Raw genomic sequence first — 11,865 nt, 5'->3', positions numbered from 1 at the left:
CCAGCGCACCGCCGTCGCCAGACCAACCCCAAACCGCGCCGCCGCCTCGCGGCACGTCGCTCCCGACGCCACACTCGAAATCACACGGTCGCGGAGATCTTGAGAATAAGGACGCGCCATCGCTGCTGGCCTCCTATCCAGTCAGCAGCTTGAATCACATTTCCAAGCCAAAGGGAATCGGTCAGGTGCGGTCACGCTCTAGCCGGCTTCGATGCCATGCGCCGCATCGGCTTCCGCGTCGCGCGGGAGAGCGAAGCCCGGCTCCGCGACAGCGCCCGCTTCGCCCGGTTCGAAGCCGCGATCCGCGCCGCGGCCAGCGCCTGACCCTACTCCGCCACACCTTCCGCAACGCCGTCGCCCGGCAGACGCGGCGTCGGCAGCATCAGCGCCTCCAGTTCGGCCAGCGCGCCATGCGCCCGCGCCGCATCCACCAGCGCGGCTTCGACGGCGCGATAGGCGCCCAGCACGCGCCGCCCGTTATCCGACAGCCGGGCGCCGCCGGCATGCGTCATCACCAGTCGCTCGGCAAAGCATCGGTTCATCGCGTCGACCAGCAACCAGGTGTAGCGATAGCTCATCCCCAGAGCGCGCCCGGCCGCGGAAATCGACCCATGCCGGTCGATGGCATCCAGCAGGTCCGCCCGCCCCGGCCCGATTGCGCGTTCGTCCCCGCAGAACAGCTGCGCCTTGATCTTGAGCGCCCCGATGCGCAGCACCCGCTACTTTCCGATCAGGACGTCGCTCGCCTTCACGATCACGATCACCGTATCGCCGATTGTCAGGCCCAGGTCCGCGATCGCTTCCTCGGTGATGCTGGACGTGATGATCGTCCCGCCGCCGATATCCACCTTCACCGCCGCATTGACCGCGCCCGGTGTCACGGACACGATGCGGCCCTCGATCTGATTGCGCGCGCTGATCTTCATGGTCGTTCCTCCGTCTGCGTCCCGTCCGGCGCCATGGCCGGATCGCCCGTCCAGTCCCGATACCCGAGGATCATCGCTCTTACATCCACCCGCGCCTTCAACCGCGCGGCCAGCAACGCCGTGCCGCTGATCTTGCGCTGCACGAACAGCATGTCGACCGGCGGCAGGTGCCAGGTCGCGCGATCCGCCGCCATTTCCATCCCCTGATCGCGCAGCACGCCGACAAAGGCGCGGTCGCCGAAATCGAACGGTCCCGTGCGGTTCATCTCGGTCAGGATCACGCCGATCATGCGGTCGATCAACGGCTGATGCCGCGCCACCGCCGCCGCACCCAGGAAACCGGCCGCCACCGCCGCATCGCGCACCGCATCGCCATCGCCGTCAAGCCCGGCCATCAGCAGGCGGTGATAATCGCGGGCGATGTCCGCCCCCACCGGCCGTGCCGCCCCGAAATCGAGCAGCACCAGCTTCCCCGTTTCCGGCTGGAACCGGTAATTGGCGAAATTGGGGTCGGTCTGCATCCGCCCGAATTCGAACAGTTCGCGCAGCACCAGCGCGATCAACGCGCGCACCGCGCCGTCGCGCACCTCCGCCGGTGCATCGCCGATGCTTTCGATCGCCACACCGGGCAGATATTCCATCGCCAGCACCCGGTCGGTCGTCAGGTCACGGTCCAGAGCCGGCACGACATAGGCCGGCGAACCCGCGAGCAACGCGCCAAATCGCGCCATCTGCTCGCCTTCGCGCAAATAATCCGCCTCTTCATGCAACTGCTGCTTGGCCGCGGCCAGCAACGGCGCGATCGCCAGCTCCTTTGGCAGCAATCCCGAAATCCGGAGCAGCGTGGCGACGTTGTCGACATCGGCGTCAATGCTGTCCTTCACACCCGGATACTGCACCTTGATCGCCAGTTCGCGCCCGTCGCGCATGGTGGCGCGGTGGACCTGACCAATCGATGCCGCCGCGATCGGCGTCGGCCCGAACCGCGCGAACCGCATGCGCCAGTCGCGCCCCCATTGCCCGGCCAGCACCTGCTGCAACTGCCCCGGCGGCATGGCATGTGCCCGGTCGCGCAGCCGCGCCAGGATCTCGGTCAGTTCGGGCGGCAGCATGTCGCCCGCGTCCATCGATATCATCTGCCCCAGCTTCATCGCGGCGCCGCGCAAATGCGACAGCTGGTCCGTCACCTTGCCGATGTTCGCAGGCGTCAGCAGCATGTCGCGCATCCGCGGCCGCTCGCCATCGGCCAGGCGGCGCGCACCTTCCGCCACCATGCCGCCGGCCACCCCGCCCGCCAGCCGCCCGAACGCGCTCAGCCGCGACAGCCGCCCGCGTGGCACCGCGCGTGTCCTGTCCGCAAATCGATCGTCCGTCATCCGCGTTCGCTCCGCTACCGACCACCCGGATCAGGAGCCCTGCGCCACCGCGATATGGGCGCGACCGAAGCCGGATCAATGCACTCCGGCCGCATCCGGCTCGACAGTGTCGCGGATGGCCCGATATCAAGCGCCGGGCAAAATGATGGGATCAACGCGGATGACGACCAGACAGGCGCTGCAGCGGGTCGCATGGCTGGCATGGCTTGCCATCGGCCCGGCTGTTGCGGCTTTGCCCCCTGCGCCGGGGCTCGCTCCGACCGCATCGATACCGCCGCCCGTCACGCCGCAGGATCGGCTGAACCAGGCCTGGTGGGCTGCTCGCCACCGGGCGTTGCTCGCGACGCTGGCCGCGGATCCCGATCCCAAGGTCCTGCTGATCGGGGATTCGATCACCAACAACTACGACAAGTCCGATCCGCCGGACGAGGATTTCAAGCCGATCTGGCAGGCCTTCTACGCTCCGCGTGGCGCGTTGAACCTGGGATATAGCGGCGACACGACCGCGCATGTCCTCTGGCGGCTGCGCCATGGGGAGATTGACGGCATCCATCCGAAGGCCGCCGTCCTGCTGATCGGCACCAACGACACCCAGGCCGGCCGCTCGGCGATCGATACGCAGCGCGGGATCGATGCCGTCGTGGCGGAACTGAGAAATCGGTTGCCGGATACGAAGATCCTGCTGCTCGGCATCCTGCCCAGCGGAATCTCGGAGGCGAAAACCGCCACGGACCGCGCGGTCAACCGCTATCTGGCGCGCCATTATGTCGGTCATCCGCGCGTCACCTATCGCGACATCGGTGGTATCTTCATGAAGGCGGACGGCACGCTCGATCCCGCGGTCTTCTACGATCCACGGTTGCCGCATCCCGGCAAGCCGCTCCATCCCGACACCGTCGGACAACGCCGGATGGCAGAAGCGATCGAACCCCTGTTGGTTCGCCTGATCGGCCGGCTACGGGATCAGTCCGCCAGCAACAGGTGAACCATGCGTGGCGCCGGGTGTGCGATCCCGCGCACGCCCGCTTGCGTCAGGGCCGCCTCCGCCACCCGCGCCGGATCGGTCAGTTCGATCCGGACCCGCCGGTGGTGGCGGCTGGTCATGACGATGTTGCCCGCCCCGCCCAGCGCGGCCACGATCGCATCGGGGAGGACATAGGCGGGTGCGGTGACCGTCACCGGCGCGCTTGCCACGACCGGGCGATCGGCGGCGCTGCGCATTTCCATCGCGACCGTATCGGCGACCGGTCCCAGTACGACCTGCACCGCCGTCCCCCCCGGACGCAGCACCGCGCGCGCGCCCAGCGCCTTCAACGCCGCTTCGTCCACCTTCGCCTGATCCGCCACCGTCAACCGCAGCCGCGTGGTGCACGCACCGATTCCCTGCAGGTTCGCCGCCCCGCCCATCGCGGCCACGAACGCCAGTCCGCGTTCACCGGCGGGCGCATCGGCCCTGACCACCGGTTCCGCCTCGCGCCCCGGTGTGGACAGGTTCAGCTTCACGATCGCCACGCGGAACAGCCCGTAATAGAGCAGGAAATACACCGCCCCCACCGGCAGCAGCAGCAGCGGTCGCGTCGCCTTGCCGAAGTTCAGGACATAATCGAACAGCCCCGCCGAAAATCCGAAGCCCAGATGCACGCCCAGCGCGGACATCAGCGCCATCGAAATCCCGGTCAGCACCGCATGAATGCCGTACAGCACCGGCGCCAGAAACATGAAGCTGAACTCGATCGGTTCGGTCACCCCGGTCAGGAACGACGTCAGCGCCAGGCTCAGCAGCATGCCGCCCACCGCCTTCCGCCGATCCGGCAGCGCCGACCGGTACATGGCGAGGCATGCGGCGGGCAGGCCGAACATCATCACCGGGAAGAACCCGCTCATGAACGCACCTGCACCCGGATCGCCAGCGAAAAAGCGGCGGAGGTCGCCGGTGGTCCCTTGATAATCGCCGACCACGAACCAGGCGATATTGTTCAGCACATGGTGCAGCCCGGTCACCAGCAGCAACCGGTTGAGCAACCCGAATGCGAACAGCCCGGTACCGCCGGCGCCAACGATCCCGCGGCTCAGGGCGTCGATCCCCCCGCTGATCGCGCCATACCCCAGCCCGACCGCCGCCGCGATCGCCAGCCCCGCCAGTCCGCTGACGATCGGCACGAACCGGCGCCCGCCGAAGAAAGCGAGATATTCTGGTAGCTTCATCGCCGAATAGCGGTTGTAGAACAGGCCGCCGATCAATCCTGACAGAATGCCGATCGGCACTTCCAGCTTGGCGATCGCCTTGGTCCGGAACGCCGCTGTGGCCAGATCCACCGATGCCCCGGTCAGCCCCGCGGTCGCATCCGCCGGCACCGCGATCAGCACGCCCGCACCCTTTCCCGCCACCAGGAAGCAGACCACCCCCGCCAGGCAGGCCGCGCCATTGCCGTCGCGCGCGAACCCGGCCGCGACGCCGATCGCAAACAACAGGCCCAGGTTGGAAAAGATCGCATCGCCCGCCGCGCTGATGAAGGCGATATCCAGCATGTCGGGCTGCCCGATGCGCAGCAACAGGCCGGCGATCGGCAACACCGCGATCGGCAGCATCAGCGCGCGACCCAGCGGCTGGAAAAAGGCCATGGGCGACGTCATGCAAGCTCTCCCTGAACGAAGGCGGCCGCCGCGGTGCGGACCGCCGCCGCCGTTTCGCACGCCAGCATCGTGCGGGCAAAGGCCGCGCAGGCGCGCTGCGACAGGGTCGCGACCTGCGCCTTGGTCGCCACGATCCGCGCCGGCGGGACCGACAGTTCGTCGACCCCCAGACCGATCAGGATCGGCACCGCCAGCGGATCGGCCGCCAGCCCGCCGCACACGCCCACCGGCGTGCCGTGCCGCCGCGCGCCGTCGCACGTCGCCGCGATCAACCGCAGCACCGCCGGGTGCAGCCCGTCCACGCCCGCCGCAACCGCCGCATTCCCACGGTCCATGGCCAGCGTATATTGGGTCAGATCGTTGGTCCCGATCGACAGGAACGCCGCGCGTTCGGCCAGCAGGTCCGCGGTCATCGCCGCCGCCGGGGTTTCCACCATCACCCCGACCGCCACCGGGGTCGCGATGCCCAGTTCGTCCCGCAGCCGCTCGACCGCGGCGATCACCGCATCCAGTTCGGCCACGCTTGCGACCATCGGCACCATGATCCGGCATTGCCCCGCCGGCTTCACGGCCAGGATCGCGCGCAACTGTGCATCCAGGATGTCCGGCCGGGCCAGCGCAACGCGGATACCGCGCAGCCCCAGCGCTGGATTCTCCTCCGGCGCGATCGCCAGATAGGGCGCGGGCTTGTCGCCGCCGACATCCAGCAAGCGCACGATCAGCGGCTTGTCGCCCAACGCGTCGGCGATCCCCTGATAATCCGCCGCCTGCTGTTCGGTCGATGGCGGCTCGGTCCGTTCCAGGAACAGGAACTCGGTTCGCAACAATCCGCATCCCTCCGCACCTTCGTCGGCCGCCGCGCGCGCATCGGCGATCGATCCCAGATTGGCGAAGATCTCGATCCTCGTGCCGTCCGCGGTATGACAGGGCGCGTCACCCTGCGCCCGCGCCGCCGCTTCCGTCGCCTGCCGCGCGGCGATCCGGGTGGTCGCGGCCGCCATCCGTTCCATGGGCGGATCGACGTCCAGCATGCCGCGATCGGCGTCCAGCACCAGATTGGCGCCCTCCGCCACCGTCGTCAGCGCAGGCCCGAACGCCACCGCCATCGGCACGCCCAGCCCCGCCGCCAGGATCGACGCATGCGAGGTCGGCCCACCCGCCACCAGCGCGATCCCCGCGACGACCGCAGGGTCCAGCGCCGCCACCTGCGACGGCAACAGTTCGTGCGCCAGCAGGATCGTGCCCGGCGCAAACGCCAGGCCCGCGGCCTCCTCGCCCAGCAGCGCACGCAGCACCCGCCCTTCCAGATCGCGCAGATCCTCGCCGCGTTCCGCGATCCGGGCATCGCCGGTCTCGGCCAGCGTCGCCGCCTGCGCGCGCAGCACGCTGCGATAGGCAAAGGCCGCGCTCCGCCCGTCCGCGATCTGTGCCCTTGCGGCGTCGATCAGTGCCGGATCATCCAGCAAGGCCTGTTGCGCGGCGATGACATCGCCGCCGATTCCCGCCGCCGCCGCCGTCATGTCGGCGCCGACCCGCGTCAGCGCGTCGTTCAACAGCATCGTCTCCGCTGCCACGCTTGCTCCCGTTTCGGGAACGACGATCTCCTGGCTCCGCAGCCAGACGGCACGGCCGACGGCCAGCCCCGGCGCCGCCGCGACACCGCGCAGGCCCGGCCCCTCCGCGACTGCCACCGTCGGTGTCCGCACCGCGGCCGGCGCCTCTGGACGGTCGTCCGCCAGGATTCGCGCCACCGCGTCCAGCGCCGCCGCCGCGTCCGCGCCCTGCGCCTCGATCATCAATTCGGTGCCATGTGCTGCGCCCAGCGACAGCATCGCGATCGGGCTGCTCGCCGCCGCGCGGCGTTGACCGTGGATCAGCGTCACCTGCGCCGAAAGGCCCCGCACCGCTGCCGCCAGCCGGGCCGCCGGCCGCGCATGGATGCCGTGATCCAGCGCGACCCGCGCCGTGCGCCGCATCAGCGCGCCTTCCGCTGCGGGGGCGTCGCGCTGCGTGCCCTCGATCACCATGATCCGGAACAACGGGTCGCCCGGCTGCACCAGTCCCTGCGCGATCGGCGTAACGACGAAGCGTTCGGGATCGGTCATGATGATCGGCGTCACCACCGCGCGCGCCTGCTGCACCAGCGCGTCCAGATCGAACCGCAGCAACGGATTGCCGCTGCGCACGCTGGCCCCGGCCGCCACCAGCGGCGTGATCCCCGCGCCACCCAGCGCCACCGTATCGATCCCCAGATGGATCAGCAGTTCGGCGCCGATGCCGGTGCGCAAGGCGATCGCATGCCGCCCCGCATGGATCGACACGATCGTTGCATCGCAGGGTGCGTGCAAAGTGTCGCCGGTGGGATCGATCGCCAGCCCGTCCCCCAGCAACCGCTGCGCAAAGACCGCATCCGGCACGTCGGTCAAGGCCGTTACCCAGCCGGCCAGCGGCGCCATAACCGTGAACGCTTCCATCTCGGCCCTTTTCCTTGATCGCGGGCAGACTATCGGAGGGACCGCAAATCACAATACCTTTATGACATCAAACCGTCACGCAGGTTATATTTTGGTACTATCTGGCGGCCAGTGTCACGCGCCCGGTCATCCCCGATGATGCCCCCGCCGCCGCATCGATGATCAGGACGACGCGGTACGGCGTGTTTCCGGCCGGCACCGCCGCGCCGATCGGTCCCGCCGCCGGATCGGTCTTGGTCGCCACGCGGCGGTCGTCGATCCACAGCTCCGCGCGCCCCGCCACCGCGGCAAAGCGCAGGGTGCCGCCGGCGGACGCGACCTTGCGCGTCGGCGTCACCAGTGTGCGATACACGCGCCAGCTGCGCTCCGCCTCCGGCGGCGTCGCCACCCCCGGCCGCACGAAGGCCCAGCTGTTATTGTCGCTGTCGGCGGGCGCCAGCGTCGGTTCGGGCCGGCTGGTCAGCGGGGGCGATCGCCGCCAGCCGCGGATCTCCGCCCCCGGCGGTGCCGCCGGTACCTGCGGACGCGGCGTGGCGTGCAACCGATCGATGCGCAACGTCGCCGCGCGCAGCCCGGGCGCGGTCGCGCGTACCATGATCCGCCCCCGGCCGGTGTCCGCCTGTACGATCATCTGCGCCAGCCCGTTGAACAGCGCGCGCGCGCCACCCTTTTCCGGTTCATGGCTGTTGGGATTGCCGTTGCCGACCCCGATGATCGCCGCCCCTTCGACCGTGAAGGTCGTCGGCAGGTTGGCGGTCGGCACATGCCGGCCCTTGGCATCGACGGCATCGATCGTGATTGGCTGCGCATCCTCGCCATCGCCCGCCATCACTGTCCGCGCCGGGGTCAGCCGCAGCGCCACCGGCGCGCCCACCGTTTCCTGCCCGGCGCGTGCAACTTCGCGCCCGCCGCGATAGGCGATCACCTCGATCCGGCCGGGCGCATAGGGCACGTCCCAGCTATTGCCCATCAGCCGGTCTACCGCGACCTCGCCGATCGTCCGCCCGTTCAGCCGCAGCGCCACGCGCTCGGCATTGGACATGACCATGACCTTGACCGGCTGCCCCTCCCGCCCCGGCCAGGTCCAGTGCGGGAACAGCGCGACGACGGGCGCATTGTCCACCCAATGCGCGCGGTGGATGTCGAACGCCGTCTTCGGAAATCCGCACAGGTCCATGATCCCGAAGAAACTCGAAATCGTCGGCCATTCATAAGGCGTCGGCTCGCCATGATAATCGAAGCCGGTCCACACGAACCCGCCGGCCACGAACCCGCGCTCCGCGATCATCTTCCACGCGTTGCGGTGCGAATCGCCCCAGCTCGCATGGTCTGTGTCGTAGGATGAGGCGACCTGCGCCTTCGCATCGCTCTCATACGCTCCGCGCGTCATGAACGCGCTCGTATCCTCGGAACTCGTCATCGGACGCGACGGGTTCAGCGCGTGGAACCGATCATAATCGCCCTGATAATAGTTGAAGCCGGCGACGCCCACCACCTGGCTGACATTCACCGGATCGAAGAAGGCGCCGTTCATCGCGGCGGTCACCGGACGGCTGTCGTCCAGCCGGGTGACGGCATGCGCCATCCGCCGCACCATCGCGACCCCGGCCTCGGTGCCTTGCATCGGTTCTTCGTTGAACACCGACCACAGGATGACGCTGGGATGATTGCGGTCGCGCCGGACCAGCCATTCCAGCTGCGCCATATAATCCGGGCTCGGGTTGAACTGCCGGTTCTCGTCCATGACGAGAATGCCCAGCCGGTCGCACCAATCCAGCAATTCGGGCGCGGGCGCATTGTGTGAACAACGAATCGCGTTGCACCCCATCGCCTTCAACCGTTGCAGCCGCCACAGTACCAGCGCATCCGGGATCGCGGTGCCGACACCCGCATGATCCTGATGAATGCACACCCCCTTCAGCTTCACGGCGCGCCCGTTCAGCAGCAGGCCGCGGTCCGGATCGAACAGGATGGTGCGGAACCCGATGGGGACGCTGCGCTCGTCGATCACCGCGCCGTCGCGGCGCAAGACCGTTCGGACGGTATAGAGCGTCGGTCGCTCCACCGACCACAAGGCCGGATCGGGCACCGCGAGCGTCAGCGATGCGGACGCCTGCTCCAGCGGCGATACGTTCGCGTGCGCCGTGCCGGTCGCCACCGCGCGACCCTCGGGATCGATCAGCGTGGCCACGATCTCGATCTCCGCCGCCATGTCGGCAATGCTGGTCAGCGTCGCAGTGACCGGCACGGCCCAGCCGCCCGCGGCATCGCGGCGCGGATCGGCATGGACGCCATCGGTCGCGATCGAAACGGAGGCGCGCCGCGCCAGCCAGACATGGCGATACAGGCCGGCGCCCTCATACCACCACCCTTCCATCACGCTTGCATCGACGCGCACCGCGATGATGTTCATCTCGTCGCCGAACCGGGCGAACGGCGTCATGTCGACATACAGGCTGTTATAGCCGGACCAGTTATGCGCGACGACGCTGCCGTTGATCCAGATGGTGGCGTTGGTCGCGATACCGCCGAACTGAAGCTCGATCCGCTTGCCGCGATCGGCCGGGTCCAGCTGCACGGTCCGCCGATACCAGCCGATACCCCGCCGTCGATAGCCCTGCGACAGGTTTGCGCTCCGGTCGAACGGCTGGAACGATGCCCAGTCGTGCGGCACCGTGACGGGTTGCCAATCGCTGTCGTCATGATCGGGCGCGGCCGCACCCTGCGCATTGCCCGCCTTAACGCTCTGATAGGTCGCATTATGTCCCGCGGGCGGTAACGGCGTGACATCACCTTCATGGAACAGCCAGCCCCGGTTCAACAGGATCCGGCTGGGATCCTGCACCGGCAGCGCCGGCGGCATCCGATCATCGGGACGGGGCATCGGCAGGGCCCCGATGCCGGGCTCGACCCTGGCTGCGAACGCCGGCGCGGTGCCACCCGTCAACCCGATCGCCGCGGTTCCCATCAGCAACTCGCGACGTGCGACCGTCATGCCAGCACGCTCTCCTGCGCGATCCGGGTCTTCACAGGGTTCAATGCCGCATCCAGCACCGCCCAATCGGCGCGCAGACCCGGCGCCAGGCTGCCGCGTTCCTGCGACAATCCCAGGAACGCCGCCGGATGGGCCGACGCCATCGCCGCCGCGGCATCCGGGGTCAGCCGCAGATCGGTGACACTGTTGGAAACCGCGGTCGCCATATTCAGGTCCGATCCCGCCAGCGTTCCATCGGCGAAGGTGCAGATGCCGCCGGCGACATCGATCTGCCGCCCCTGCAGCATGAACCCGCCATGGCCACCGACGGACGGCATCGCATCGGTCACCAGCATCATGCGATCGAACGGGCGCGCCTTCATCCCGATGCGCAGCACCGCGGCCGCAACATGGACATTGTCGACGATCAGCCCGCACCAGGGCCGCGGATCGTCCAGTGCCGCACCGACGACGCCGGGCGATCGCTGATGCAGGGGCGCCATCGCATTGAACAGGTGCGTGATCCCGCTCAGCCCGGCATCGAACGCCGCGATCATCGTGTCGTAATCGGCCTCGCTGTGCCCCGCGCTCACGATCACGCCGGCCGCGACCAGCGTGGCGATATCCGCCAGCGCCACCCGCTCCGGTGCGACCGTCAGCATCACGCGCCCACGCCGGGGCCGCACCAGCAGGGCCATCATCTCCGGGTCCAGCGCCCGGAACTTGGTGGCGTCGTGAATGCCCTTGCGGGCGGTGTTGAGCACCGGCCCTTCGATATGCACGCCCACGACACCAGGCACGCCGGCATCGATCGCCGCATCGACCGCATCCAGCGCCATCGCGATCCGGGCCGGCTCCTCGCTGATCAGCGTCGGCAGGAACGCGGTCGTACCATAGCGCGCATGCGCCGCACCGATCGCCGCGATCCCGTCGACGCTGGTGTCGTCGTTGAACAGAACGCCGCCGCCGCCATTCACCTGCGTATCGATGAAGCCCGGCATGACCCAGCCACCCGCCAGATCGACCGCGCCGGTCGGATCGGACAATGGCGCGATCGACTGGATCAGCGCGCCATCGACCACGATTTCCGCGCCATCCAGCACCCCCGCCGCCGTCGCGACATGGCCGCCCGCGAACCGAAACCGTGTCATAGCGTCTGCGTCACCTTTGCCAGATGCGGGGGCGAGTCCGGATCCATGCCACGAACCATCGACAGCGCCTCGGCCATGCCATAGAAACTCGCCAGCATCGCAATGGGTTCGGTGGCGGGATGATCGGTCAGCGCCGGCAGGACACCGCCCGATCCGGCGATCAGCGTGATGGCGCCGCGCTCCGCAAAGGTCGCCGCCACCGCCGCCACGTCGCCGCCGGCCTGATCCGACGGCGCGAACCCCAATATGGGGAAGCCGGGCTCCACGATGCGCATCGGGCCATGTCGCACCTCGGCCGAACTGAACGGCTCCGCCTGGATCGCACAGGTT

Annotated in this window: 10 protein-coding genes; 1 reads left to right on the top strand and 9 read right to left on the bottom strand. The window is 68.8% G+C overall.

The genetic code is table 11. The annotated features are described in order from the left end of the window. The 4 genes from VF649_RS03010 to VF649_RS02995 form a co-directional block, all read right to left on the bottom strand. Window positions 1-120, bottom strand: a 120-nt coding sequence (locus VF649_RS03010) for an IS630 transposase-related protein (RefSeq protein WP_331010478.1), incomplete at its 3' end; no start/stop codon positions are given. A gap of 206 nt (window positions 121-326) precedes the next feature. Continuing rightward, the gene (locus VF649_RS03005; RefSeq protein WP_331010477.1) at window positions 327-713 is read right to left on the bottom strand and encodes a winged helix-turn-helix domain-containing protein; all 387 of its coding nucleotides are present in this window, start codon (window positions 711-713) and stop codon (window positions 327-329) included. Between the two features lie 6 nt (window positions 714-719). Then, window positions 720-926, bottom strand: a complete 207-nt coding sequence (locus tag VF649_RS03000) for a TOBE domain-containing protein (RefSeq protein WP_331010476.1) — start codon at window positions 924-926, stop codon at window positions 720-722. After that, window positions 923-2,302 carry an AarF/ABC1/UbiB kinase family protein gene (locus tag VF649_RS02995; RefSeq protein WP_331010475.1) on the bottom strand — a complete coding sequence of 460 codons (1,380 nt, stop codon included), beginning with the start codon at window positions 2,300-2,302 and terminating at the stop codon, window positions 923-925. The genes VF649_RS03000 and VF649_RS02995 overlap by 4 nt, the downstream gene beginning before the upstream one ends. Before the next feature lie 160 nt (window positions 2,303-2,462). On the opposite strand from VF649_RS02995, the gene VF649_RS02990 reads away from it, so the two are divergent. Continuing rightward, window positions 2,463-3,287, top strand: a complete 825-nt coding sequence (locus VF649_RS02990; protein ID WP_331010474.1) for a GDSL-type esterase/lipase family protein — start codon at window positions 2,463-2,465, stop codon at window positions 3,285-3,287. Here VF649_RS02990 and nagE read toward each other — a convergent pair. The 5 genes from nagE to VF649_RS02965 all read right to left on the bottom strand — a co-directional run. After that, window positions 3,266-4,936, bottom strand: coding sequence for an N-acetylglucosamine-specific PTS transporter subunit IIBC (gene nagE, locus VF649_RS02985; protein WP_331010473.1), 1,671 nt, complete (start codon window positions 4,934-4,936; stop codon window positions 3,266-3,268). The genes VF649_RS02990 and nagE overlap by 22 nt on opposite strands. Next, window positions 4,933-7,410 carry a phosphoenolpyruvate--protein phosphotransferase gene (gene ptsP / locus VF649_RS02980; protein WP_331010472.1) on the bottom strand — a complete coding sequence of 826 codons (2,478 nt, stop codon included), beginning with the start codon at window positions 7,408-7,410 and terminating at the stop codon, window positions 4,933-4,935. Before ptsP ends, nagE begins: the two co-directional genes overlap by 4 nt. 97 nt (window positions 7,411-7,507) lie before the next feature. Further along, window positions 7,508-10,405 carry a beta-galactosidase GalA gene (gene galA, locus VF649_RS02975; RefSeq protein ID WP_331010471.1) on the bottom strand — a complete coding sequence of 966 codons (2,898 nt, stop codon included), beginning with the start codon at window positions 10,403-10,405 and terminating at the stop codon, window positions 7,508-7,510. Continuing rightward, complete coding sequence (gene nagA / locus VF649_RS02970) at window positions 10,402-11,535, bottom strand: N-acetylglucosamine-6-phosphate deacetylase (protein ID WP_331010470.1); 1,134 nt, start codon at window positions 11,533-11,535, stop codon at window positions 10,402-10,404. The genes galA and nagA overlap by 4 nt, the downstream gene beginning before the upstream one ends. Further along, window positions 11,532-11,865, bottom strand: a 334-nt coding sequence (locus tag VF649_RS02965) for an SIS domain-containing protein (protein WP_414713631.1), incomplete at its 5' end; no start/stop codon positions are given. The genes nagA and VF649_RS02965, both read right to left, overlap by 4 nt.

Source organism: Sphingomonas sp. (assembly GCF_036387535.1).
GTDB lineage: Bacteria > Pseudomonadota > Alphaproteobacteria > Sphingomonadales > Sphingomonadaceae > Sphingomonas_R.
Note: the sequence above shows the minus strand (reverse complement) of the source record. Positions and strands in the feature narration are given on the sequence as shown.